General features: G+C 68.2%; 22 protein-coding genes and 4 pseudogenes. 15 read left to right on the top strand and 11 right to left on the bottom strand.

Annotated features, from left to right (window positions below):
- Positions 1-9: 9 nt before the first annotated feature.
- Positions 10-2268, bottom strand: coding sequence for a tetratricopeptide repeat protein (locus OG972_RS46960; protein WP_266993121.1), 2259 nt, complete (start codon positions 2266-2268; stop codon positions 10-12).
- A 291-nt stretch (positions 2269-2559) separates the two neighbouring features.
- Between OG972_RS46960 and OG972_RS46955 the strand changes: the two are divergent.
- Positions 2560-2928 (top strand): annotated as a pseudogene (locus tag OG972_RS46955) (transposase); the annotation flags it as partial.
- Here the strand turns inward: OG972_RS46955 and OG972_RS46950 are convergent.
- Positions 2811-4598: pseudogene (locus OG972_RS46950) on the bottom strand (ISAzo13 family transposase). The pseudogenes OG972_RS46955 and OG972_RS46950 sit on opposite strands and share 118 nt — an antisense overlap.
- Before the next feature lie 65 nt (positions 4599-4663).
- Here OG972_RS46950 and OG972_RS46945 point away from each other — a divergent pair.
- Entirely contained in the window at positions 4664-5536 is an 873-nt protein-coding gene (locus tag OG972_RS46945; protein ID WP_266993120.1) for an IS701 family transposase, read from the top strand.
- 175 nt (positions 5537-5711) lie between these two features.
- On the opposite strand, the gene OG972_RS46940 is transcribed toward OG972_RS46945, so the two are convergent.
- The 4 genes from OG972_RS46940 to OG972_RS46925 form a co-directional block, all read right to left on the bottom strand.
- A complete protein-coding gene (locus OG972_RS46940; RefSeq protein ID WP_266993119.1) occupies positions 5712-6695 on the bottom strand; it encodes an XdhC family protein in 984 nt (327 codons plus the stop codon).
- Positions 6696-6766: 71 nt separating this feature from the next.
- On the bottom strand, positions 6767-8836 hold the full coding sequence (locus OG972_RS46935; RefSeq protein WP_266993118.1) for a xanthine dehydrogenase family protein molybdopterin-binding subunit: 2070 nt from the start codon (positions 8834-8836) through the stop codon (positions 6767-6769).
- A gap of 161 nt (positions 8837-8997) precedes the next feature.
- Positions 8998-9984, bottom strand: a complete 987-nt coding sequence (locus OG972_RS46930; protein ID WP_266993117.1) for a xanthine dehydrogenase family protein subunit M — start codon at positions 9982-9984, stop codon at positions 8998-9000.
- A complete protein-coding gene (locus tag OG972_RS46925) occupies positions 9981-10523 on the bottom strand; it encodes a (2Fe-2S)-binding protein (RefSeq protein WP_266993116.1) in 543 nt (180 codons plus the stop codon). The genes OG972_RS46930 and OG972_RS46925 overlap by 4 nt, the downstream gene beginning before the upstream one ends.
- Positions 10524-10715: 192 nt before the next feature.
- Between OG972_RS46925 and OG972_RS46920 the strand changes: the two genes are divergently transcribed.
- Positions 10716-11606: an AraC family transcriptional regulator gene (locus OG972_RS46920; RefSeq protein ID WP_266993115.1), complete on the top strand. Its 891-nt coding sequence runs from the start codon at positions 10716-10718 to the stop codon at positions 11604-11606.
- On the opposite strand, the gene OG972_RS46915 is transcribed toward OG972_RS46920, so the two are convergent.
- Entirely contained in the window at positions 11558-12199 is a 642-nt protein-coding gene (locus OG972_RS46915) for a class I SAM-dependent methyltransferase (protein ID WP_266993114.1), read from the bottom strand. The genes OG972_RS46920 and OG972_RS46915 overlap by 49 nt on opposite strands.
- Before the next feature lie 156 nt (positions 12200-12355).
- Positions 12356-13261, bottom strand: a complete 906-nt coding sequence (locus OG972_RS46910) for an AraC family transcriptional regulator (RefSeq protein ID WP_266993112.1) — start codon at positions 13259-13261, stop codon at positions 12356-12358.
- Positions 13262-13404: 143 nt separating this feature from the next.
- Between OG972_RS46910 and OG972_RS46905 the strand changes: the two genes are divergently transcribed.
- The 7 genes and pseudogenes from OG972_RS46905 to OG972_RS46875 all read left to right on the top strand — a co-directional run bounded on the left by OG972_RS46905 (position 13405) and on the right by OG972_RS46875 (position 18955).
- On the top strand, positions 13405-13722 hold the full coding sequence (locus OG972_RS46905; protein ID WP_266993110.1) for a putative quinol monooxygenase: 318 nt from the start codon (positions 13405-13407) through the stop codon (positions 13720-13722).
- Positions 13723-13825: 103 nt separating this feature from the next.
- Entirely contained in the window at positions 13826-14794 is a 969-nt protein-coding gene (locus tag OG972_RS46900; RefSeq protein WP_266993108.1) for an alpha/beta hydrolase, read from the top strand.
- A gap of 54 nt (positions 14795-14848) precedes the next feature.
- Complete coding sequence (locus OG972_RS46895) at positions 14849-15610, top strand: SDR family NAD(P)-dependent oxidoreductase (RefSeq protein ID WP_266993106.1); 762 nt, start codon at positions 14849-14851, stop codon at positions 15608-15610.
- 63 nt (positions 15611-15673) lie between these two features.
- Positions 15674-16198: pseudogene (locus tag OG972_RS46890) on the top strand (IS982 family transposase); the annotation flags it as partial.
- 195 nt (positions 16199-16393) lie between these two features.
- Complete coding sequence (locus OG972_RS46885) at positions 16394-16930, top strand: hypothetical protein (protein ID WP_266993104.1); 537 nt, start codon at positions 16394-16396, stop codon at positions 16928-16930.
- Positions 16931-17072: 142 nt separating this feature from the next.
- A complete protein-coding gene (locus OG972_RS46880; protein WP_266993102.1) occupies positions 17073-18416 on the top strand; it encodes an IS630 family transposase in 1344 nt (447 codons plus the stop codon).
- Between the two features lie 95 nt (positions 18417-18511).
- Complete coding sequence (locus OG972_RS46875) at positions 18512-18955, top strand: hypothetical protein (protein ID WP_266993100.1); 444 nt, start codon at positions 18512-18514, stop codon at positions 18953-18955.
- Between the two features lie 100 nt (positions 18956-19055).
- On the opposite strand, the gene OG972_RS46870 is transcribed toward OG972_RS46875, so the two are convergent.
- Positions 19056-19520, bottom strand: coding sequence for a hypothetical protein (locus OG972_RS46870; RefSeq protein WP_266993098.1), 465 nt, complete (start codon positions 19518-19520; stop codon positions 19056-19058).
- Positions 19521-19551: 31 nt separating this feature from the next.
- Between OG972_RS46870 and OG972_RS46865 the strand changes: the two are divergent.
- The 4 genes and pseudogenes from OG972_RS46865 to OG972_RS46850 all read left to right on the top strand — a co-directional run.
- Positions 19552-19916, top strand: a pseudogene (locus tag OG972_RS46865) (L-serine ammonia-lyase, iron-sulfur-dependent, subunit alpha); the annotation flags it as partial.
- 422 nt (positions 19917-20338) lie between these two features.
- Positions 20339-21541 (top strand): M14 family zinc carboxypeptidase, encoded by a 1203-nt coding sequence (locus tag OG972_RS46860; protein WP_266992166.1) that lies wholly within the window; start codon positions 20339-20341, stop codon positions 21539-21541.
- 11 nt (positions 21542-21552) lie between these two features.
- A complete protein-coding gene (locus tag OG972_RS46855; protein ID WP_266992168.1) occupies positions 21553-22584 on the top strand; it encodes a M14 family zinc carboxypeptidase in 1032 nt (343 codons plus the stop codon).
- A 134-nt stretch (positions 22585-22718) separates the two neighbouring features.
- Positions 22719-23192: a hypothetical protein gene (locus OG972_RS46850; RefSeq protein ID WP_266993096.1), complete on the top strand. Its 474-nt coding sequence runs from the start codon at positions 22719-22721 to the stop codon at positions 23190-23192.
- 61 nt (positions 23193-23253) lie between these two features.
- On the opposite strand, the gene OG972_RS46845 is transcribed toward OG972_RS46850, so the two are convergent.
- Positions 23254-23598: a hypothetical protein gene (locus tag OG972_RS46845; RefSeq protein WP_266993094.1), complete on the bottom strand. Its 345-nt coding sequence runs from the start codon at positions 23596-23598 to the stop codon at positions 23254-23256.
- Positions 23599-24058: 460 nt separating this feature from the next.
- Between OG972_RS46845 and OG972_RS46840 the strand changes: the two genes are divergently transcribed.
- Entirely contained in the window at positions 24059-24415 is a 357-nt protein-coding gene (locus OG972_RS46840) for a DUF805 domain-containing protein (RefSeq protein ID WP_266993092.1), read from the top strand.
- 491 nt (positions 24416-24906) lie between these two features.
- Here the strand turns inward: OG972_RS46840 and OG972_RS46835 are convergent, their stop codons facing one another.
- The gene (locus OG972_RS46835) at positions 24907-25212 is read right to left on the bottom strand and encodes a hypothetical protein (RefSeq protein WP_266993090.1); all 306 of its coding nucleotides are present in this window, start codon (positions 25210-25212) and stop codon (positions 24907-24909) included.
- Positions 25213-25489 lie beyond the last annotated feature (277 nt).

Here is a 25489-nt window from a genome sequence, read left to right as displayed (position 1 = left end):
TTCGACGGCTCAGGAGCCTGCGGTCGCCAGGTTGCGGCAGCGGCCGGCGGCGTCGGTGTCGCCGATCGCCTCGTGCACCTCAGCCGCGCGGACATAGGCTCGCCGGCTCTCCTCGGCCTGGTGTTCATCGGCCAGGAAGGCGGCGAGCACCTCCAGGGCGGCGGCTTGAGCATAAGTGGTGTCGAATGCCTCCATCAGGCCGATCGCCTCGGTGATCATGTCGATCGCCTCGCGGCGCCGACCCAGGAGCCCCAGGCAGCGGCCGATGTGGGCCAGGGTGTCGGCGCGCAGGTGGGCGGCGATGCTCGGGGTCATCCCGGAGTGGGGGTCGTCGGCCAGGGCGAGCGCCTTTCGGTAGTGCTCGACGGCTTGGTTGTAGCGTCCGGTGTCACGCAGGCAGTGGCCGATGTTGGCGAGGCACGCGAAGTAGGCGTCGGCGTCGCCGAGCGGCTCGAACAGCTCCGCTGCGCGGATCGCGGAGGCCACGGCCTCGTCGAAGTGTCCCAGCCGGCGCTGCGCGATGGCGGTGTAGCCGTGTGCCCAGGCGATCTGGGCGGTGGCGCCCGAGCGGGTGGCCAGGTCCATCGCCGTGGTGGCGTGCCGCAGTGCGGTCTGCGGGTCGTTGAGCGGGATCGCGTGTACCCAGGCCAGGTAGTTCAGCTGGGTCGCCTGCTGGGCGAGGTCGCCCAGGGCGGCCGCGGCCTCGGCGCCGAGGGTGAAGACCTCCTGCCAGTGCGGACCGTGGACCCACTGGTCGGAGAACCAGTGCATGGCTTCCGCACAGTCCAGGACCAGGGAATGGCGCCCGCTGGATGCCGCGGCCCGCAGCGCGCCGAGCCAGTTGTCCACGCTCACCCGCAGCCAGCCGTCGGCCTCCTGCGCGGAGGACGGGACGGCGAGGTCGGGGTCGGTCCGGTCGGGATGTCCGTAGCCGGGCTCGAACCACCGCCCGGCCAGCGTGGCCATCCGCAGCAGCCACGACACCGTCCGCCCGGTCAGCGCGTCGCGCTCCGCGGCGGGCTCCTCCTGGTGCAGGCGGTCGCGGGCGAACAGGCGGACCAGGTCGTGGAAGCGATAGCGGCCCGTGGCGCTGTCGTGGAGCAGTCCGAGGTCGACGAGGTCGTCCAGGGCTTCCCAGGCGTCCTCGTGCGGCATCCTGCCGGCGATAGCGGCCAGGGCGGCGTCGAAGTCTGCTCCCGGTATCGCAGCGAGGCGCCGGAACATCCGCCGTGCGGGATCGGCGAGTTGCTCGTACGACATCCCGAACGCGTTGGCGATCTTGAGGTCGCCCGCTTTGAACTGATCCAGCCTGCGCTCCTCGTCAGCCAGCCGGGCGGCGAGTTCGGCGGCGTCCCAACCGGGCCGGCTGGCCAGCCGGTTCCCGATGATCCGCAACGCCAGCGGCAGACCGCCGCACAACTCGGCGAGCCGGGTGAGGGCCGCTTCCCCGTCCGATGCCGACCGCTCGCCCAGGATACCGGTCAGCAGTTGTATGGACTCCGGCAGCGGCAAGGGCCCGAGGACCAGCCGGCGCACGCCCTCCACACCCGACAGCAGACGCCGGGTAGTGATCAGCGCCCGCCCGGCGCCGCCTCCCGGGAGCAGCGGGCGCACCTGCTTCTCCGAGGCGGCATTGTCCAAGACGACCAGGACCTGCCTGTCCGTCAGTAGCGACCGGTACACGGAGGCCCGTTCCCGGCTGTCGCTCGGGATCTGCTGGTCCGCGACCCCGAGCGCGCGCAGCAGCAGGTGCAGGGCGTCAGCGGTGGCCAGCGGCTGCGGGGACATGCCGAGCAAGTCGAGGAAGATCACCCCGTCGGGAAAGCTCGACCGTACGGTATGAGCGGCGCGGACGGCGAACGTGGTCTTGCCCAGGCCCGCGGAGCCGGTGATGAGCCCGACCGCACCGACACCGGGCGCGCTCTCGGCGGACACCAGCTCACGCACCCAGGACAGCTCCGCCGTGCGTCCGGTGAAGTCATCCACCGACCGGGGCAGTTCGCCCAGGCCGGCCGGGCGCTGCCAGTGATCCCGCAGCCGGCCATCACGCGCCAGCTCGATTAACAGTTTGCGGTCGACGTCATCGAGCGCCAGCGCGTCCGCGACAGCCGCCACGGTACGGTGCTGGGGTCCCCTGCTGCGCCCGCGCTCCATGTCGGACAAGGTGCGCGCGCTGACCCCCGAGGCGTCAGCGAGCTGCTCCAGCGTCAGCCGCGCCGCGCGCCGATGATGACGCAACAGCTCCGCGAAGCCAGGTGAAGCGGTCATCGTGCCCCCTTTCTTCGCGGCAGGCCCCGGTGCCTGCTGGAAAGTGGCGTTAGCCTAATCGGGGGAATCCACCTGGCTCCAGCCGTTACGCGAAGAATGTACGTGCAGGCGTTACCGCCACCGGCAACGGATCGACGTTACTCCAGCCGGACTTCTTCATTAGCGCTGGTCAACGGCTTGGGCGTGGAGAGTGTAGCGGGCTGGAATGGGGTGGGGCGGTCTTTGCCGGGCCGTCCCACGAACGTGTGGCCGCGCTGCTTGTAGGGGCGACGTTCCGGGCAGTGCGCCCGCATGAACGATGCACCAACGAATCTGTGGGAAGAGGGACTTGGCGAACTGCTCTTGCGGATCGGGGGCCGTTTCGCCCGGGTGGAGCCCCGGCGCCGGATGCGCGACTACGTCCGTGGGATCCTTGGTCCGGTGGGCCGCAAGAACGGGTGGCAGCTCGCCGAATACGCCGGCCACGCTACCCCTGATGGGCTGCAGCACCTCCTGTCCCGGAGCCGCTGGGAGGCCGACGAGGTCCGCGACGACCTGCACGCCTACATCGCCGAGCATCTTGGGGCGGACAACGGCGTGCTGATCATCGACGACACCGGCTTCGTGAAGAAGGGCACCACCTCCGCCGGTGTCCAGCGCCAGTATTCCGGCACCGCAGGGGCTTGTAATTGAATAACTGTCAGATTTGATCTGCGGGGGGTCTTTCGATAGGCGTCCCACGGGCCTTCAGCTGCTCCAGGGTGCGGGCGGGCGCTCCGGGCAATGGCATGACGTTGATTTTGTGCAGGTCCAGGATACGGTGCCCGTCCTGGAACTGATTGGACAGGTTGGTGCGGGTGACGCCCAGCAAGTGGGCCAGGAGCGTACTGGTCGCTGATCTGCGGCGGCGTAACAACGCTGTCAGCAGTCGGTGGTAGTGGTCCAGGCTGCTGGTCTGCGGGTGGAGATAGCTGCGCGGACGGTGAAAGCGTCGTTGGAATGCGGCCTCGGCCAAGGCGTCCCAGTACGGCTCCGAGACCGCCACCAAGTGGTCGAAGTCGGAGCGGACCATGCCCGTCAGGGCCGGGTCGGTGAGCAGTTCGGTCAGGGCCGGGTCGATCCGGCGACGAGTCCGTGGCGCCTCGGGAGGCTTGGGCGGGGCAGGTGCGAGGGTGTAGTTCCAGTCGCCGTGGAACGTGCTCGGTGTGATCGGCAGAGCGTGGAACTCGGCGGGCGTGACGGTCGTGCCAAGGTGGTAGCTACCGGTGTCGAGTTCGGCCCCGATCGAAAGCCCGGTCGTGGTGGTCGTTGCGGCGATGGTCTCGAGGGCGACCTCGTAGCTGGTCAGCGGCCGTCCTCGCCAGTTCGCGGTGATGTGGCAGAACATCCGATGTGCCAGGTGGGAAGTGGCAGACCGTGATCTCGAGCCCACTCTCCTGCGCGAAGGCGTGCAGGCGCTTCTTCCATGTCCAGCGGCGGGGATCGTTGGAGCCGCCGGAGTCGGCGGTGATCAGCAGCCGGGTGGCGTCCGGGTGGTCAGCTTGTCCGCGGTGCTGCCACCAGCGGCGGATGGACTCCACCGCGAACTCGGAGGTGTCATGGTCGGTTCCGACGTTGACCCAGCCGCTGTTGTGGGCGATGTCGTAGATCCCGAAGGGGATGACTACCGGCTGGTCGCTGGTGATGAAGGTGTGGCAGTCCACTTTGATCGGGTTTCCGCTCGGTCGCCAGGTGCGGCCGGGCCGGTCGCGGTCGCCGAGCCACTCTTTGGCCTTGGTGTCGATACTGATCACCGGCTGGTTGTCGTTGAGGAAGGCGGCGGCGGTGCGGTTCAGGTGGGCGAACTGGGCGTCGCGGTCCGGATGGCCGACGCCCTCGTGGGTCTTCGCGGTGCCCTGCAGGCTGTAGCCCAGGGTGTGCAGCAGGTGCCCGACGGTCGTGGCGCTGACCGGGTGGCCCTGGTCGGTCAAGGACGATGCCAAGGCGCGAAGCGACAGCGTGGTCCAGCGCAGCGGGGAGACGGGATCGCCGCGAGTGTGCGGCTCGATCAACGCCTCGAGTGCCGGCCGTAGACCGGAATCGGTGGCCGTCAAAGGCTTGCGGCTGCCTCCCGGGACCCGGATCCGACGGGTCGGTGCAGGCTGCCCGGCCAGCTCTGCGATGCCGCGTGCGATGGTGGCGGTGCTGGCACCGGAGGCCGCCGCCACCAGAGTGATGCCGCCGTGGGCGATCGCGGTGGCCTCGCTGGCCAGATAGAGCCGACGTCGGCGCTCATCAAGGTGCGGCAGGATCTGGTCGAACTTTGTCTGCAGGGCTTCGGCCGCTGTACGGGGTTGCGGATGCGTAGCCATGCCACAGCCTCCCACCGGCATCCTGACGATGACGATGCTTCAGATCAAATCTGACAGTTATTCAATTGCAAGCCCCAGGCCGCACCGAGAACTGCCAGATCGGGGTCTTCGCCGCCTACGCCACCACCCGCGGTCACACCCTGGTCGACCGCGAGCTCTACCTGCCCAAGTCCTGGACCGACGACCGCGAACGCTGCCGGGCCGCCCGGGTCCCCGACGACCGCGCCTTCGCCACCAAGGGCGAACTGGCGAGGGCCATAATCCTGCGGGCCCTCACCTCACCCCTGCCCATCGGCTGGATCACCGCGGACTCCGCCTACGGCCAGGACTCCCACTTCCGCCGCTTCCTCGAAGGCCACCAGCTTTCCTACGTCGTGGCCGTCCCGAAGTCCCAGCAGGTCCACGGCCCGCGCATCGACCACCTCATCGGCCAGGCCCCGCCCGAAGCCTGGCAGCGGCTGTCCGCAGGAAGTGGCGCGAAGGGCGAGCGTTTCTACGACTGGGCCGCAGCCCGCCTGCCGGCCGTGTGGGAGTTCGACGGCGACGAGCCCACCCGGCAGCGCTGGATGCTGGCCCGCCGCAGCATCGCCAGACCCGACGAGATCGCCTACTACCTCGCCAGCGCACCCCTGGAAGCCACCGTCGCCGACCTTGTACGCATCGCCGGCTGCCGCTGGAAGGTCGAGGAATGCTTCCAGAGCGCGAAGAACGAATGCGGCCTGGACCAGTACGAAGTCCGCCGCTACGTGGGCTGGTACCGGCACATCACACTCGCCATGCTCGCGCATGCTTTCCTCGCCGTCCTGGCCGCCCAGGAACGACAAAAGGGGGCAGCGAGCGGGACACACCCGACCTCGTGGACCTCACACCGGCTGAGATTCGACGTCTGCTGGCAGTTGGACCCCACCGCCGTGCTCCAGACCGCGACCACGCGATGACGTGGTCCAACTGGCGTCGCCGCCACCAAGCACGCGCCCGCCGCTGCCACTACAAGCAGCGCGGCCACACGTTCGTGGGACGGCCCGGCAAAGACCGCCCCACCCCATTCCAGCCCGCTACACTCTCCACGCCCAAGCCGTTGACCAGCGCTAATGAAGAAGTCCGGCTGGAGTACTAGGTGTGCGCTGCTGCCGTCGTGGCCCGGATGGGCAGATCGCCGTTGCGCAGGCGACGCCCGCCGCGGCCATTGTCCACCGCGACGAGCTCGGCGAGGATCGACAGGGCGCTCTCGGCAAGCGACGCTCCGCCGAGATCGAGGCCCGCCGGGCCGGTCAGCCGGTCCAGTCCGGGCGTGTCGGCCAAGCGCCGCAGGCGTTGCTCGTGGGTGGCCCTGCTGCCGAGCGCGGCGACGTACCCGGCGGGGCCTGCCAGAGCGGCGCGAAGAGCGCGGTCGTCGATGCGCGGGTCATGGCTGAGTGTGACGACCGCGTCGCGTACGCCGAGCGGATGCCGGGCGATCCACTCGTCGGGCCAGGCACGGACGACGTCGGCGGTGCCTGTGAAGGCCCCGGAGGCGACATGCCCGGGCCGGGGGTCGAGGACGACAATCTTGCGGTGCAAGGTCCCGGCCAGGGTGGCCAGGACTGCGGCGAGATCTGTCGCGCCTACCAGGAGCAGCCGCGGCCGAGCCGTCAGTTCCTCGGTGAACGCGGGTCCCATGTCGGGCAGTTGGCCGGAAGTGGCTGCCGTCGACCAGCGGTGGGGTGGCCTCAGCCCGACCCGCACGGTGAGCGGACGGTCCTCGGCCAGGGCCGTGGTGATGGCGGTGTGCACCTGCTTGGGCGGCGCGGGCGTGATGAGGACGCGCAGCTCGCCGGCGCAGACGGGAATGTTCTCCCAGGGCAGGAGGTCTTCCCCGGGCGATACCGCGGTCACATGCGGCGCGGCCCCTGCGAGCACGGCGCGGGCCGTGTCCAGGACGATGCCCTCGACGCAGCCGCCTGACAGTGAGCCGCGCCACGTGCCGTCCTCGGCGGCGGCCATGGTGGCGCCGAGCGGTCGTGATCCGGGGCCGTCCCGGCCCACCAGCCGGGCCAGCACGACGGGTCGGCCCGCCCGACGGTGGGCGTCGACGAAGGGCCATACTTCGCGTAGCACGCGTTCCTCCTGTTCAGGCCTCGTGCCGGGGCGGTGACGGCAGCGGTCCGGGAGCCCGTTCTTGCGGACGCTCACTGCGGAGGCGGTTCCTCAAGCACTCGGTCCGGACGGATGGGCAGGGTCCGGTGGCGGCGGCCGGTGGCGTGCCAGACGGCGTTCGCGATCGCGGCGGCGGTGCCGACGGTGCCGATTTCGCCGACTCCCTTGATGCCGGAGGGGTCGCCCGGTTCGTAGTCGGGTACGAAGTCGGCTTCGATGTCGGGGATGTCGGCGTGTGCGGCGATGTGGTAGTCGGCGAAGTCCCCGTTGACGTGGCGGCCGGTGGCCGGATCCCGGACGCCTTCTTCGTGCAGGGCCATCGACAACCCCATGATCATGCCCCCGACGAGCTGACTGCGTGCGAGCAGCGGGTTGATCACGCGGCCCACGGCGAACGTGCCCAACAGCCGCCGTACACGCACCTCGCCGGTCGCCGGATCGACGGCTACTTCGCAGAACACGGCACTGTAGGAATGCCGTTCCATGGGGGGCAGCGCACCGAGCGACTCGGTGGTGTCGAACGAGACGGTCAGCGGCAGCGTGGCGCCTGCCGGCTGCGAGCGCAGCTTTGCCGCAGCCCCGGTGATCGCCCAGGACCAGGACGTCGTGCCCCGGGATCCGCCGGCGCTCCATGCGGGACCGAGGTCGCTGTCCGCGATCAGCAGCCGTATCCGTTCGGGATCTACCCGCAGCGCCTCGGCCGCCACCGCGGTCAACGCGGTGCGTGCGCCCGTGCCGATGTCGCTGGCGCCGATGGCCACGGTGAAGTCCCCGCCCGCCTCGGCGGTGATCGACGCCGTCGAGGGCAGTGCCCCCGCGGAGAAGGACGTAGCCGCCATCCCGGTTCCGACGAGCAGGTGTCCGTCGCTGCGCGTCCGCGGCTGGCAGTCGCGTGTGGCCCAGCCGAACCGGCGAGCGCCCTCTCTCAGGCAGGTGACGAGGTTACGGCGGCTGAACGGCAGGCCGGACACAGGGCCGACGCGGGGCTCGTTGCGCAGCCGAAGCTCGAGGGGGTCCATGCGCAACCGCTCCGCCACCTCGTCCATGGCGGATTCAAGCGCGAACGAGCCGGGTGTCGCGCCGGGCCCGCGCACCGAGTACGGCGGCAGGATGTCGACAGGCACTGCGGTGCGCCGGGTGCGGATCGCCTGTGCCGCATAGAGCGTGTTGGAGAGCTCGGTGCAGTTCTCGAGGTAATCCGCGAGATTCGAGACTTCGAAGGCCGCTGTGTGATCGATGGCGCGCAGCCGGCCGTAGGCATCGGCCCCGATCCGCACGCGCTGGTCGGTCGCCGGCCGCATCGAGACTGTCTGAAACACCTGACTCCGGGTCAGGGTGACGCGCACGGCGCGGTTGAACATCGTCGCGGCCATCACCGCCAGGACCAGTTGAGGGCCGCAGCCCCCCGATTTGGACCCGAAGCCGCCTCCGACGTGCGGAGACCTGACGCGCACCTGCTTCGGGTCGAGGCGGAACAGCGTGGCCACCGTCATGGCGACCAGGAAGGGCCCCTGGTTGGAGTCGATGACCTGCAGGCGCTCGTCTTCCCACCAGACGGTCGCGGAGTGCGGCTCCATGGCGGCGCCGTGCGCCTCGGGGGTGACGTAGCGCTCGTCGACGACCACCGTACTCGCGGCCATCTCCATCTCCACGTCACCGACGGTGGCGTCTTCGCCGAAGAACGCCGTCGCCGGCCGGGCGGCCGGGTGCTCGAGTGAGAAGTCCACATCGTACGGTTCCTTGTCATATGTCACCCGCAGCGCCATGGCCGCCGACCGGGCCTGCTCCGCCGTCTCCGCTACCACCAGCGCAATCGGCCGACCGGAGTGAGGGATCTCATCATTCTGCAGTAGGTGCATGCCGCCGTCGGGCCCGAAGAACGATCCTGCATCCAGGTTGAGCCGGGGTGCGTTGCTGTGGTCGAGCACGCCCAGCACGCCCGGCATGGCAAGCGTGGCGGAGGTGTCGATGTCGCGGATACGTCCGCGGGTCACCGTGGACGTGACGACCCAGCCGTGCGCCAGCTCGCTCATCGGCTCGTCTGCGGCGTAGCGCACCGCGCCGGTGACCTTGGCCGTACCTTCCACCCGGGGCCGTGCCATGCCGATGGCTCCCAGTGGCGGTTCACTCATGCGGGCCGACGGCGCGGTGGTCCCGGCAGTGTTCGGCCGGGGGGCGTGGTGTCCGGCTGTGGCCGGGGATGGACTGGTCGAGGAGGCGGCCATGGGTTGATCTCCTTCAGGGGCGTGACGGGAGCGATTCTTCACTCGGCCGGGTGGGCGAGCTCGGTCAGGACGGCCACGATGAGGTTGCGGGCCAGCGTCACCTTGTAGGCGTTGTCGCGCAGCGGCCGCGCGGCGGACAGCTCCGCATCGGCGGCGACACCGAAGCGGTCGGCTGTGGCGGGGGCGCCCCGCAGAGCGGACTCGGCGGCGTGAGCGCGCAACGGCCGTGAGGCGAGCCCGCCGAGAGCGATCCGGGCACCTTGCACGACACCCTCGTTGACGTCCAGCGCGGCTGCGACGGACACGTTCGCGAAGGCGTAGGACGCGCGCTCGCGGACCTTCCGGTAGCGCGATCGCGGGCTTGCAGCGGCGCCCGGCAGGGTGACCGCGGTGATCAGGGCACCCGAGGGGAGCATGGTTTCCCGTTGCGGGGTCTCGCCGACCGGCGGATAGAACTCGGACAGCGGGATCTCGTGGGTCCCGTCCAGAGTCTCGTAGTGCACGACCGCGTCGAACGCGATCAGGGCCACGGTCATGTCCGAGGGATGGGTAGCCACACAGTGGTCGGACCAGCCGAGAATCGCGTGGTTGTGGTGCTCTCCGGCGATCGCGGAACAGCCGCTGCCGGGGCTGCGCTTGTTGCACGGCTGGGAGCGGTCTGCGAAGTAGCCACACCGGGTCCGCTGCAGCAGGTTGCCGCCCACCGTGGCCATGTTGCGCAGCTGCCCCGACGCGCCCGCCAGCACGGCCTGGCTGAGCGCCGGGTACCGGCGGCGCACCTCGGGGTGGGCGGCCGCGTCGCTGTTGGTCGTCGTCGCGCCGATGACGAGTCCTCCGTCGGGTGCGTCGCGGACTCCGTCCAGCGGCAGGCCGCGCACATCCACCAGCCGGGTGGGCGTCTCGATGCCATCCTTCATCAGATCGACGAGATTGGTTCCACCGCCGAGAAACCGGGCGCCGTCGTCGGCGGCCAGGGCGAGCGCTTCACGGACCTGCCCGGGCCGCTGGTAGCTGAACTCCTTCACCCTGTCACCTCCGCGCGGGACGCCGTCTCCAGCACGGCGCGCACGATCGACGGGTAGGCGCCGCAGCGGCACAGGTTGCCGCTCAGGCGCTCGCGCACCTCCTCGGCGTCCAACTCTGGCGCCGGTCCCTCGGCTGAGACGTCGGTGGTGACTGCGCTGGGCCAGCCCGCCGCGTGTTCGGCCAGCATCCCGACCGCGGAGCACAGCTGCCCGGGTGTGCAGTACCCGCACTGGAAACCGTCGAGCTGCACGAACGCCTGCTGCAGCGGGTGCAGTTCACCATCGGGTGCGAGGCCCTCGATCGTCGTGACGTCCGAGCCGTCGGCGGCGACCGCCAGCGTCAAGCAGGACACCACGCGCCGGCCGTCCAGCAGCACTGTGCAGGCGCCGCACTGACCCCGATCGCAGCCCTTTTTCGGCCCTGTGCGGCCCGTGTCCTCACGGAGCGCGTCGAGCAGTGTCCTGCGATTGTCGACGTTCAAACGGTGCGACTGACCGTTGACGCAAAGGTGTATCTCGCTGCGGGTGTAGTCCGTCATGCCGCTCCTCCTTCCTCAATTCGGAGAACCCCCGAAAAGCTACAGCTTCAGGGATTTCTGACATTCAACCAGCCCACCTGGGGAGTTGCTTTGCCTGAAAGTGGCGAAGCCTTGCACAATCCTCTCCGCGACCTCTTATGGCCCGGAAAGCACTGCTGGACCTCTCCTCGCCCGCGGTGTATCAATCGGTGCATGCTGCTGGACGAACTCCGGACCCTGTTGGTGCGTCACGCTCGAGGTGACGCAACGACCGCCATCGAGCATGTGCTGATCGGCCGCGAGGAGTCGCAAGCACCCCATGCGTCCATGACGGGGACGGTCATGGCCCTGATCGCCCAAGGCGCCAAACGTCTCGCCCTGGGCGACAGGGTGTTCGAGTACGGCCCCGGGCAGTACCTGGTCGCGTCCGTCGACCTACCCGTCACTGGTCATTTCGTCGGGGCCACCCCGGAGCAGCCGGCGCTGGGGCTCGGCCTGCTCCTGCAATCCTCGGACGTCGCCGAGATGATGCTGCAGGCCGCTCACGGCTGTTTTCGGCCGAACGGCACCGCACCCTCCGCTATCGCCGTCAGTGACGCGTCCGAGGAGCTCCTCGATGCCGCCGTGCGATTGCTGCGCCTGCTCGACCAGCCGCGCGACAGGGACATGCTCGCCCCCCTCGTCAAAAGGGAGATCCTGTGGCGACTGATCACCGGCGAGCAGGGCTCGACGGTTCGCCAGATCGGTCTCGCCGACAGCAAACTGTCCCATATCGCCAGGGCGGTGCACTGGATCAGGGAAAACTACCGACATCCGTTCCGGGTGGACGACGTGGCGGAGCTGATCGGGATGAGCACTTCCGCCTTCTACCGGAATTTCCAGGCCGTCACCGGAATGAGCCCCATCCAGTTCCAGAAGAAGATCAGACTCCATGAGGCCCGGCTTCTCCTGGCAACACATCCAAAAGACATCGCACACATCGGATACCGTGTTGGATACGACAGCCCGTCCCAGTTCAGCCGAGAATACCGACGCCTCTTCGGCGCGCCACCCAGTCAGGACGCGGTTCGATTTGCGGCACGCACGGCCGGCGAAAGGGATTGACCGGCCGGACCGCGCGGTCTGCGGGCGGAATACACCAAGGCGGGAGGCAGGTTGCGATACACCGTCCTGCTGGCGACCACTTCTTCGAACGCCTGCCGCAACTGCGCGAGCCGGTGACGGCTCGGAGGCGCCCAGTGGGCGAAGGTGTAGGTGAATTGCGTGTACACGCCGCTCTCGGACAGAAGCGAGGCGATCTTCGGTACGAGGGTGCCGCCGTGCGGGCCGGTGAACGCCGACCAGGGCAGGCTGCTCACCACCACGTCCGCTGTGCGCACGCCCCGGTCAGCGAGGACGCTGGGGAGGTCCCAGGCGGAGGCGGTGACTATCTCGGCGCGAGGGAATCGCTGAACCAGATGCGTGGCGAGCCGCTCGTTCAGTTCGACCGCGATGTGACGGCCGCGGCCTGCCAGTTTGCGTTGGATCGCCTCGGTGGCCGGCCCGGTGCCCGGACCGAGTTCCACCACCACGGGCTCGCCCCGCTCCGGCACGGCGGCGATGAGCCGCTCGACCAGGCGGGCCGAACTCGGGATCAGGGAGGCCGTCCGGAGCGGGCTGCGCAGGAACTCGCGGGCGAAGAGCGCTGTTTCACTCATGCTGTGACCCTTGCGGTGTGGTGGGATCCAGGGACGGGCAGGCATTTTCCTGCTCCGTAGGAGAACCGGTGATCCCATTGAACCGCTGTGACCTGCGGAAACCGTAGACTGATTCTCGCTCGCCCTTGCACGATCCTCCTGCGTGGCGCGGCCTGCTCAAGGAAGGACACCTGCCGGGGTGCGCACGGCCTGACGCAGGCGGGCGGCGTCCCGGCTGGGCGGCGCGCCGAACTGGCGGCGATACTCCCGGCTGAACTGTGACGGGTTGTCATAGCCGACGCGGTGGCCGACCCCGGTGACGTCGCCCGGGTGCGTGGCGAGCAGCAGCCGGGCCTCCTGGAGCCGGATCTGCTTCTGGAACTGGATGGGGCTCATCGCGGTCACCGCCTGGAAGTTGCGGTAGAAGGCGGAGACGCTCATGCCGGACATGCGTGCCACCTCGTCGACCCGGAAGGGCTCGACGTAGTGCTCGCGGATCCAGCGCACTGCCCGGGAGACGTGGCTGAGGTTGCTGTCGGCCAGGCCGAGCTGACGAACCGTCATACCTTGCTCGCCGGTGATCACGCGCCACAGGATCTCGCGTTTGACCAGCGGGGCCAATACGGCGCGGTCGCGGGGCTCGTCGAGCAGGCGCAGCAGCCGCACCACCGCGTCGAGCAGCGCGGCCGGAGCGTCGCTGACGGCGATCCCCGACGGAACGCCTCCGCCGGCGCGGGGGATGTCTCCGGGACCGGTCTGCAACAGCAGTTCGGCAACGGCGGACGGTTCCAGCGTGAGACCGAAACCGAGGGCCGGCTGCTCGGGGTCGGCCCGGGCGAACTGCCCCGTGACAGGCAGGTCGACGGATGCAACCAGGTACTGCCCGGGGCCGTACTCGTAGACCCGGTCGCCCAGCGCGAGGCGCTTGGCCCCCTGGGCGATGACCGCGAGCACCATGCCGGACATGGAGGGCGCCGGCGGATCCGGCCGGTCGACCTTCGAGATGAGGACGCCGTCGATGGCGGTGGTCCAGTCAGGCCGGGCATGCCGGGCCAGCAGGGCGCGGAGCTCTTCGAGGTACATGTATCCATTGCAGCACCACTCCGCGCTACAACTCTCGCGTACGCGAGGATCGTGCAAGTACGAGCGAGCATCGTTCTAACGTTTCCGCAGGTCATGCCGGTTGAATGGAATCACCTCACTCCATCACCGAAAAGAGGGCATCCATGATCGCCAACTACGGCTTCAACGCCACCCTGACCGCCAAGCCCGGAATGGGCGACCGACTGGTCGACCTGCTACTGACCGGCCTGAACGAGGGCAGCCCCGGCGCGGGCGAACACTGCGTCGTCTACCTCGTCTCCCGTTCCGCGTCCGACCCCGACATCGTCCACGTCACCGAGGGCTGGACCAGCGAGGAGGACCACCACCGGATCTTCGCCGGTGAGGCCGCCCAGGCCATCGTCGCGCAGATCGACGGACTGCTGGCCAAGGAGTCCGAGTACACCGACTACGTCCCGGTCCGCGGCAAGGCCGCCTTCTGACTCACCGATCGCCCCATACCCCGGCCCCTGCCGTCTCGGCGCCTGCCGAGCCGGCCCTCTCCTCGCCCGACCGTCCGCCACCACCCCACGAAAGGCCGCGACCATGACCACGGCACGACCCACCTTGGACCCCGAACTGCGTGAGCTGCTCGCCGACATGCCCCTCATGTCCCAGCTCAGCCCGGAAGTACTCGCGCAACTGCGCCAGCTCCCCTCGACGCCCGTCGAGCCCCTCCTCGCCCACCGGCAGGTCGACCGGCGCGAAGTCACCGTGCCCGCCAAGGACGGTGCCCCGATCCCCCTGTCGGTCTTCAGCCCCGCGAACACCGATCGCACCACCGCCGCACCCTGCGTCTACTGGATGCACGGCGGCGGGATGGTCATGGGTGACCGCTTCTCGCAGATCGACATCCCCCTGGAGTGGCTCGACGAGTTCGGCGCGGTCGTGGTCTCCGTCGACTACCGGCTCGCACCCGAGGCCACCGGCACCACCCTGGTCGACGACTGCTACCAGGGACTGCTCTGGGTCGCCGAACACTCCGCCGAACTGGGCATCGACCCCGCCCGGATCGTCGTCGCGGGCGCCAGCGCGGGAGGCGGCCTCGCGGCCGGTGTCACCCTGCTGGCCCGCGACCTCTGCACCCCGGCGATCGCCGCACAGATGCTGATCTGCCCCATGCTCGACCACCGCAACACCACCACCTCCAGCCACCAGTACTCCGGCGGGGCCGGCGTCTGGACCCGCGAGATGAACGAGTTCGGATGGCGCTGTGTCCTCGGCGACCTCACCGACCACGAGGTACCCGAGTACGTCTCGCCCGCGCTGGCCGACGACCTCTCCGGCCTGCCGACCACCTACATCGACACCGGCTCCGCCGAAGTCTTCCGCGACGAGGACACCGACTACGCCACCCGCATCTGGGCGGCCGGCGGCCAGGCCGAACTCCACGTCTGGGCGGGCGGCTTCCACGGGTTCGACGCGCTGTACCCGCAGGCGCGCATCTCGGCCGCAGCCCGCCAGACCCGCACCGCCTGGGTCGCCCGGCTCCTGCTGCCGGACTCCGCCGCATAGCGCCACCGGCGCACTCACACAACACACGCACGACCGCACACCAGGAGGAACACCATGAAGGTCGCCATCGTCACGGGCGCCAGCTCCGGCATCGGACGAAGCGCCGCGATCGAGATCGCCAAAAGCGGAAACGGAGTCATCCTCACATACGGCACCAACCCACAAGGAGGGCTGGAGACGGCCGCCACCATCGAGAAGGAGGGCGGCACGGCCGTCGCACTCCCGCTGGACGTCAGCGAAGCGGGCACCTTCGCGCCCTTCCGCGACACGGTGGCTCACGTGCTGCGCGACACCTGGCAGCGCGGCACCTTCGACTACCTGGTCAACAACGCCGGTTTCGCGCAGACGTCGTTGATCGAGGACACGACCGAGGAGACGTTCGACAGGCTCATGCGGGTACTGCTCAAGGGCCCGTACTTCCTGACGCAGAAGTTGCTGCCCCTGATGGCGGACGGCGGGGCCATCGTCAATACGAGCAGCAACTCGGCGACGGCGGCGACCGGCCTGGAGCCTGGCTACTCTGCCTACGCCTCGATGAAGGGCGGACTGGACGTGCTGACCCGGTACATGGCCAAGGAATTCAGCACGCGTGGCATCCGCGTCAACGCCGTCTCGCCGGGGTCGACCCGCACTCGGATCGCCGACGACGCCTTCACCCGGTTCCCCGAGGTCGTCCCGGCCCTCGCTGCGAAGACCGCGCTCGGCCGGGTCGGCGAACCCGACGACATCGGCGCGATGATCGCCACACTGGTCTCCGACGAGAGCCGCTGGGTCACCGCTCAGAGCATCGAGGTGTCGGGCGGCTACAACCTCTAGACGAATCATTCCGAATGCTGACGGTGTGTCCGGGAACGCAGACAGGGCGTCCAAGATCGTTGTGTGACGAACAACCTGGACGCCCTGCTGACCGCACTGTACGTGAAGATCGACGACGAGATCGGAGGTACCCGATGGCTTGGCCGACCGCCGCAGCTGACGGATTCCGAGCTGGTCACCCTTGCCGTGGCGCAGGCTCTGCCGGGCTTCACCTCGGAGTCGCGCTGGCTGCGGTTCGTGGACTCCCGGCTGGGAGCGATGTTCCCGTACGTGCCCTAGCAGCCAGGCTGGAACAAGCGGCTGCGGGCAGCGTTGCCGCTGGTCAAGAAGGCAATACGGCTACTGGCCGTCGATACGGACTTCTGGTTCGACAACCACTGGATCATCGACTCCACGCCGGTGGAGTGCGGCCGCTCGCGTCCGACGGTGAAGCGGTCGGACATGGCCGGCTGGGCCGGATACGGGTACTGCGCCTCGCACTCCCGATTCTTCTGGGGCCTGCGCCTGTTCCTGGTGTGCACCCCGACCGGGATGCCCATCCTGTGGGCACTGGCGAACCCGAAGCTGGACGAGCGGGAGGTGCTGTCGGCGACGCTGGACCGCGAACCGCACCTGGGGCTTCCACTTTGCTCCGGCCACGCCAAAGGGCCCCGCTCACGCGGCCCTGGCTCAGCAACAGGCTGGGGATGGCACGCGACCGTCCGAGCCGAGCGGCACGGTGCAGTTGCCGTGCGAGCATGAGTGGCCATTGATCAACATGCAGACGGTTGCCGAGGAGCCAGCGTGCGACACAATGTCGGATTAGCAGTACCTCTGGCGGCTCTGACGCTGCTGACCGGGTGCGGGGTTTTCGCGGGAGACACCCATCTCTGCACCCTGATAGACGCGCCCGCCGGGATCCGGGTCGAGGTTCACCCGGAACTGGCGAACAGGGTGGCCGACGCAGCCCTCACCGTGTGCTGGGACGGCACCTGCCACAAGCGCACGCTGCAGCTGCGTAGGACCTCGCCGGACGAACCGGCAACCCCAGGGAACCCCGTGATGACCACTGAATCCGCTACCGCCGCAGAAAGCCCGGCAGCCAGGACCCCCCAAACCCCCGAGCCCTCCATCCGGCCTAGCTTCGCGATCATAAGTGACCTGCCAGGAAAGCCGATACACGTCACGCTGGTACTCAAGAACCAGCGCGGCGCCACCGTGCTCAACCGACAGATCAGCACCACCCCGCAGCCCACCTATCCCAACGGCCGCAACTGCTCGCCGGCCGGCCACCAGGCACGCCTGATGGTCACGGAAGAGGGCTCGCTGATCCCACGCTGACCGTACGCTCCACCACGGATCTGCGCCGGCGAGGTGCTGTGTGCGGATAGAAAACAAGAACGTAAATGGAGGTGGCTGTTGAGTATCGAATCCCTAGTGTCATGCGCCACAAATGCCGACTCTAAGTATGTAGAGTGTTTACATGTCGCCTTCTGGTCCGCGTGCTGTGGAGATTGTTCTGTCCGGTGAGGAGCGCGCCGAGTTGTCTCGGTGGGCTGCCGGGGCGGTGTCGTCCAAGCTGGCGGAGCGGGCGCGGATCATTCTGGTCTGCGCGGAGGGTGCGTCAAATGCGGCCGTGGCGGCGGAGTTCGAGGTGACGTCGGCGACGGTGGCGAAGTGGCGTGGCCGGTTCGCGGTCCGGCGGCTGGCCGGTCTTACGGACGAGCCGCGGGCCGGGCGGCCCAAGGCCGGACTCGTGCTCACCTCGGCCGAGCGGGCGGAGTTGACCCGGTGGGCCCGGCGGGCGAAGACGGCCCAGTTCCTCGCGCTGCGGGCGAAGATCGTGCTGCGCTGCGCGGAGGGCGGGACGAACAAGCAGGTGGCGGCCGAACTCGGTATCGCCCAGGCGACAGTGAACCGCTGGCGTGCCCGGTTCGTCGAGGACCGGCTCGACGGGCTGGCTGATGAGCCGCGTCCGGGCCGGCCGCCGTCGGTCCTGCTCGACCGGGTCGAGGACATCGTGGTGGCGACCCTGGAATCCACACCGAAGAACGACACCCACTGGTCGCGTGCGTCGATGGCCGAGCACAGCGGTCTGTCGAAGTCCACCATCGGGCGGATCTGGAAGAAGTTCGACCTCAAGCCGCATCTGCAGGACTCCTTCAAGCTGTCCACCGACCCGCAGTTCGTGGAGAAGGTCGTCGATGTCGTCGGGCTGTACCACAACCCGCCCGAGCGGGCCGTGGTGCTCTGCGTGGATGAAAAGTCGCAGGTGCAGGCACTGGACCGGTCCCAGCCCGTCCTGCCGATGATGCCGGGCATGCCCGAGCGCCGCACCCACGACTACCTGCGGCATGGCATTACCAGCCTGTTCGCCGCGTTCAACATCACCGACGGAACCGTCATCAGCGCCCTGCACCGGCGCCACCGAGCCACCGAGTTCAAGAAGTTCCTGATCACGATAGACAAAGCCGTGCCCGCGGAGCTCGACGTGCACCTGGTCTGTGACAACTACGCCACCCACAAGACCGACGAGATCCGCAAGTGGCTGGCCCGGCACCCCCGCTTCCACGTCCACTTCACCCCGACCGGCTCCTCATGGATGAACCAGGTAGAGCGCTGGTTCGGCCTGCTGACAGACAAACTCATCCGCCGCAGCGTCCACACCTCCATCCAGGCACTGGAGCACGACATCCGCGCCTGGATCCAGACCTGGAACGAAAACCCGCGCCCCTTCACCTGGACCAAAAGCGCCGACGAAATCCTCAACTCACTCGCCGACTACCTCGAAAAGATCAACCCGACGGCCAAGAAATCACGACACTAATTTAGAGTCGACATTTGTGGCGCGGGACACTAGAAGCCGCGCTACCGGGGCTGATGGCGCAGCGTCTCGAGGTTCCACGGCGCATCAACTGGCAGATGGTCTTCGACGGGTTGGGGACTGGGCTGCCAGACGACTACATCGCTTTAGTGGAGTCGTACCCTCGGCTGAAGATCGGGAAGTTCCTCTTTGTGACGTCGCCGGCCCCAGGAGGCGAATCGGGATTCGTCGAGGGGGCGAGAGAGGATCTCGCCGGTGCCGAGGGTATGGCGCAGAAGGGAATGCTCGGTGGCTACCCTGTGTTCCCGGAATCGGGAGGGTTGCTGATGTGGGGCAGCTCGGTAGACGGGGACGAGTTCCACTGGCGTACAGAAGGGCAGCCCAACGAATGGACAGTCGTTGTGGCTGGGCGGAATGACGACTGGTTCCACTACGAGGGCAGCCTCTCGAGCTATCTCGCCTGGCTGTGCTCTGGGACGGCCGTACCGCATGGGCTCCCTCCGAACTTTCCGGGGCCTGAACCCGTAGTCTCCGTCGGCTAAAGGGGCTCAAAATACTGAGGGTGCCTTGAGCGCAAGGGTCGACCCGTAGTGGGTGATGGCGTCGGGGCCTGCTTCCTTCAGGGGGCGGGCCCCGACGGCGTCAGGCTGGTCCGCTCCACTTCCGATGACGCGGACAACGAGAAGAAGAACCGGTACCGATGGCAAGACCACGGACTACGACTACCTCGGAATGTCGAGTGAGGTACTGGACGAGAAGGTCGGCAGTGAGCTGACCAAGTCCTACCAGTACAGCGCATGGGGTGAGCGCCTGTCGCAGATCAAGCACAACAGCGACGGGACGACGGAGGACGGCGTGGAGTGCAGCGGCAAGGTCACGGGCTCGTTCTTCGCTCCGCACGCCGTGCAGCATGAAGTAGATCGGTCCCGTGTAGGCGTCCAGGTCGACCTCGTGGCTTTGGATCAGGCGGGCGATCACAGCCCGGATTGCATCGCTGACGGCGTCGGCGACAGCGTGGCCGGAGCCCGCGGTGAGCGTGTCCGCCTTCACGGTCCACCGTTGGCGGGCTTCGGATTCGGTGGCGACGAATACGGCGCTGTGCGCCATGGCGTTCCGGTAGACGTCGTGGAAGGCGTCGGTGCCGGGGGCGGACGAGGACGGCGTCGTCCGCTTCCTGCTCGCGGCCGGGGCCATCGGCCTGCTGTTCAAGGAGAACGCCTCGATCTCCGGGGTCGAGGTGGGCTGTCAGGGCGAGATCGGGTCGGCCTGCTCGATGGCCGCGGGCGGCCTGGCCGAGGTCCTGGGCGGCTCGCCTGAACAGGTGGAGAACGCCGCCAAGATCGGCATGGAGCACAACCTGGGACTGACCTGCGACCCGGTCGGCGGCCTGGTGCAGATCCCGTGCATCGAACGCAACGGCATGGCGGCGGTCAAGGAGCTGACCACGGCCGCATGACGCTGCGCGGCGACGACCGGCACCACGTCTCCCTCGACAAGGTCATCACGGAGTCGGCGTATCCGCCGTCGGCCCACACCAGACTGATCGTGCGGAACCCCTTCGCGAGGCGGGCAAGGACGGTGCGGCCTCCGGCTCCCGGACCTGGCGGCGGAGCTCGTCGTGAATGCGGCGTCGCGTCGGCATCGGCCGACGCGGCGCCAGCGGCCGCCGCCACCGACGGCAACGAGCCCGACGGCCGAGCGACCACCCCGGGCCGTCCCGCCCCGATTGGCGCCCCAGCGCCTCGATGACCGGCCGGGCCGATGCCTGGTCCTGCCCCGGTACAGCAGTGAAGACAGAGGATGCTGATGTCTTGTCATGCGCGCTGCCGGGGATCAGACTGGGCCGACAGACCGTGATCGCTGCAATCGTTCTTGTCGGAGGGGACCGGGGGGGATCCCTCCCATCGACCGGAAAGCGAGAGCACATGCGTCGACGCACGATCCTGGCCGGGATGGCAGGCCTCGGGGTGGGGACGGTTCTCCAGCCGTCGGCCTACGCGGAACCGCAGTCGCGGCCCAACGGGCCGTGGATCCAGCCGGAACAAACAGTCCAGAAGGCCGCGTTGACGGCGAACTCCGAACTCGGCCCCAAACTCCAGAGCATCGCGGCCCGTTCGAAGGGCAGGATGGCCGTGGAGGTGGCCGGTCACTCGGCCGGCGGTTGGCCCATCCATCTCATACGGTTCGGCGAGCCCGCCGCCGGCAAGCTCCCCGTACTGATCCAGACCCAGATCCACGGCGGTGAACCTCTCGGCACCGAGGTCGCGCTGCATCTGATGCAGACGCTCGCCACCAGCTCGCATCCGACCGTCAAGGCGGTCCTCGACCGGCTCGCGGTCTGGTTCATCCCGCGGCTCAACATGGACGGTGCCGACTTCCGGGACGCCGACGGCTTCCTCGTACAGCGGCGGCAGAACACCCAGCGCTGGACACCGCAGGAATGGGGACTCGCGGCGGGCACACCGGCGCCGTGGTATCTGCCGCGTACGCTGCTGGAGCCCGGCCGGGTCTCCGGCTACGACATCAACCGCGACTTCCACCCGGATCTGACGTTCCGGCTGAAGCCTGGCGGCGAAGGCCTGTTGCCCGGACGCTCCGAGCTGCCGGGCTTCTTCGTAACGCCCGAGGCGCGCACCTCCGCAGCGGTCTTCCAGCGGATGCGGCCGAAGGTCTTCATCGACCACCACCACCGCGGCAGCAACACGCAGTCCGACACGGACAACCAGCTCACCACGCTCCAACTGGTCGGCATCGTCACCAAGGGCACTGCCGGATATCCGCTCGACCCGGCCGCCCGCGACCTGGGCTATCGGGTCAATGTGCTCGTCTGGGACACCCTGCGCGCCCTGGGCCAGTCGGGCTTCGGAGGCATCACCCGCTACCCCGACGTCGAACTGCCGGGCACCGCGCTCGGATCCTACGCACTCAACGGCGCCGGAATCATGCTCTACGAGACGCGCTCGGTGGCCCAGAAGTCCATGGGCATGCTGATCCGCCAGTCGCTCATCGGGATGGGCACCACGCTCGAGAGCCTCGCCACCGGTGACATCCAGAACGTCGACCCGGCCCGCTACTACGACATTCCGCCGGCCGGCCCGTCCATCGGCAATCCGCGCGACGACCTGTGAGGGAGGCACCCATGATCGGACGACGCACACTGCTCGGGGCCGCCGGCGCGCTGGCTGCCGGACTGGCCGGCGTCTCGACCGCCTCGGCGGACCCGGCGCATCTGCCGGGCGGGCCCTGCATCCAGCCGGACCAGAACGTCAGCCTGGCCAGCGTCGCGGGATACGACGACGTGGTCCGGCAGCTCGACCGTATCGCCCGGACCTCGCACGGACTCGTCAATGTCGGAACGGCCGGTCTGTCGGGCGAGGGACGCAAGCTGCTGTACGCCACCGTCGGCACTGGGCCGACCGTCTTCTGGCTGCAGGCCCGTATCCACGGCAACGAACTGCACAGCACCGAGGCCGTCCTCCAGATCCTCGGGCACCTGGCGAGCGGCGACCCGGCCGCCCGCCTCATCCGCGAGAAACTCACCGTCGTCGTCCTCCCCATGTACAACCCGGACGGCGCTGAGGCCAACATCCGCCAGAGCACCACCCCGACCCGTACCGACCTCAACCGTGACTGGGAGAACTTCGTCCAGCCGGAGTCGGTCGCCTACTGGAAGCTGTGGCGCCGGACCGCCCCGCAATTGAGCCTCGACCTGCACCACATGGGACAGGCCCCGGTGGTCGCGGGAACGAACGACCTCAACCAGTTCCAGATCGGAGCCCGTTCCATCGCCCCGTCCCGGATGACAGCCGAACAGTGGCTCACCAACCGGCAGATGGCCATGGCCAGCGTCGACGCGCTGGACCACTACGGCCTGGCCAATGTCGCCCACTACCCGCTCATCGACATCACCAACGCCGTCTTCAGCCGCATGCTCATGGGTGGCACGGCCCCCGCCGGCGAACAGCCTGTGCTGCACACGCCGACCAAGGGCGCGATCTTCTACGAGGTCCGCTCGGTCGGCCAGAAGAGCAACGGCCAGCTGGAACGGCTCTTCACCATCCCCACGATGGCGGTTCTCACGGCAGCCGCCGACGGCTCCCTCGGCTCGTACGACGTCTCAGGCTACGGAAGCCTTCCGTTCGCCGTGCAGGAGCAGTGCGGCGGCAGCTGACGACTGCCGGACGCGGGTGGGCCTCGCCCCACGGCGCGGGGCCCACATCCGGCAACGTTCGCCCTGTCGTGCTCGACTTACCCACCCCGCCACGACCCCGAAAGTAGCGAGCGGGGACACGTAGGCTGCAGACGGTGACCTACGACATCATGTTCTTGCGGGTTCTTCCGGGCCGCGCCTTCGACGAGACCCTGGAGGAGATCAACTCCGCCTACGATCCGGATGCCGAGCTCAAGCCCATGAACTTGACTGGTGAGCAACGTGCCGATTGGGACAGGCTCATGCAGCGGATATTGCGGGAGGTCGGTCCAGTCACCACCGAGGAGTTCCCCTACAGCCTGACTCTGTGGCGTGACGGGCCTGCTGGTCATCTGCAGCTGGACTACGACGGGGACTCGGCCAATATCGAGATTCCTTACCGCTACCCGGGAAGCGAAGCGTTGCCGATCATGGCGGAGGCGTACCGCATCGGACGGATGGTTGAGGAGGAGTGCGGCCTCGAAGGCTACGACTACGAAGTCGAGCAGCCTGTCCGAACCGGCGATATCGACGTAGCGGCAGCCAGGCTCGGTGGCATTGCCCGCTGGGCGCAGGAGACTCTCACCTGACCGGTGAGAGACCCTAGCCATGGCGGCACGAAAGGGCCAACGTTGCCTGATGCGGCACTAGCTAGGGCTTGTGGTCCGGCATTGACTCGGGCAGTCCTGTGTACCAGCCCTGGACGGCCAGCCAGAATCCGGCCAGCACTATGGCAACAAGCACGACGCGGCCTGCGTAACTGGCAACGGACGACCTGATCATCCATCGCCGAGGCAGCAACCACGCTGACAACGCGGCTAGCACTCCGACGAGAACGGTCAGCGGAAGCTCCGCGTACAGCACACTCCAGTCCGGTCCTGCCTCGAATCCGGCACGCGCCCGGAGTTCGGCATCCGCGGCCCATCCCAGCAGCCCGACGAATCCACCGGCCAGGGCCACCCCGGTACCACTCAGTGCTTCAACGCGTTCCCTCATGATCATTAAAGACGCTGGCTACTCCGTGAGAGTTCCCGGAGCTGTCCAACCACACCTTCAAGTGCCCGAACGGGCACGGCTGGACAAACAGCACCGACGGAGGCTGACACGCCGCCGCATCTCATCCCCACTGGCCTTCGCCGCGGACCCGCAGCCGCATCGGCTGCTGACGGTTCCCCGTGCGGAGCGCGGGCGGTACGCGCTCGCGGTCGAGGCGGCATAGACGCTTCGGACGTAGTTGGGGCGCCTCGCCATTGCGGCGGGGCGCCCTTGCTCACGCTCAGGCGTCCAGGACGGCGGCAGTACGGCGGCCAACAAGTAGGCCGAATCACCCCTGCGCCGTCCCACGGCCGCGGTCACCGAGATGTGTCTTGACCTGCACGGGACAGGACAGGACCATACGTACTGCCTGCTTGATCCCTTCAGGACGGCATCCAACGATGGCCGTGGGGGGCATCACATGCACTGGTACATAGACGTGCTCAAGAAGTACGCGGTGTTCAGCGGGCGCGCGCGTCGGACCGAATACTGGGTGTTCAATCTGTTCAACCTGGCGATCAGCATCGTGCTGTTCGTGGCCGGACGCGCAATCGACTTCACTCCGCTTCAAGTGCTCTACGCGCTAGCGATGCTCCTCCCCTCGCTCGCCGTGGGCGTCCGCCGCCTGCATGATGACGGGCGCTCCGGCTTGTGGCTCCTGATTGGACTGATCCCGCTGGTCGGCGACATCGTCCTGCTCTACTTCTTCTCCAGCGACAGCCAACCCGGAGACAACAAGTACGGGTCGGTTCCGAAGTACATCGGCGCGCACATCTGACCTTCCGGCGGCACTGAGAGACGCTTGAACTGTCCGCCGCACCTTGAGCCCTCCCAGAAGGCGGGCAACGAGTTCGTCTGGCGTCCCAGCGGGCGGGCTCCGGCTTGCTTCCGTGCCCGCCCCGGTCGGCGTCGAGCGCGACGGCACCAACACCGACCCGTCCCGGTAGTTCCCCGCATTGCAGACCTCACTCATCGGCCGGTGGTTGTTCCCGTCGGGCCCCAGTCGATGGGGGCGCCCGATCTGATCCTGCGGACGATGATCTCGGTGAGCGTCACGGTCCCGGGGCGGTTCGGCCGGGGACGTCATGGCCGACTCTCGGAGTCCGACAACAAAGGGAAGCGACACCTGCTCAGACTGGAAAAATCGGCCGCGCCTGGAGTGAACCTGGCGAGGTGCAGCGTGAGGGAAGCTTTGATCAGGTCTGTGATCTGGTTGGTGCTGCATTGCGCGGGAGGCGCCAAGACGCACGGTCGTGGGAAGTGCCATCCTCAGCGTGTCTTCAGGCCACGGTCTTCGAGTTCGTCCGCGCACTCCTCTGGTACCCAGACAGCCTTCGCGGTGGCTCTGCCCTTCAAGGGCTCTTCCTGCCGCTCGCGCTCTGCCTCGGCGCGGGCTTGTTCGATGTCGTCGGCACGGGCCTTGCAGTCGACGACGTACGTGTCCGTCGGTACCGGCTCCTCGGGCGGAGATTCCGGCTTGTCCGTGTACGTCCCGGCGTTGAGGGCGGAGGTGGCGGCGATGCCGGCCAGACACAGCCCCGCCCAGACGGCGATAATCCGCCGGCGGGCGCTCAAGAGCCGACCATTCCAACGGCGAGGCCGACGACAGTGAGCACAGCGAAGGTGAGCATCGCAGTACGCGAGACCCTCATCGAAGCTCCTTCCTCAAAATGATCGGTACAGCGAGCTTTTGCTTCTGCCAACCTGCCCACTATTTATTGGTCCTGGTCACGCTCAACAGCAGAGCTCCTGATAGACGGGGTCACGGCCACGATCCCCCATGCTCACCAGGAGCTTCGCCTGCTTGTCTACCCGTCGGCGATCGGTCTGTCCAACACGCACCTGCGCGGTT

It is taken from the genome of Streptomyces sp. NBC_01669, from assembly GCF_026339735.1.
GTDB classification, from domain to species: domain Bacteria; phylum Actinomycetota; class Actinomycetes; order Streptomycetales; family Streptomycetaceae; genus Streptomyces; species Streptomyces yanii.
Note: the sequence above shows the minus strand (reverse complement) of the source record. Positions and strands in the feature narration are given on the sequence as shown.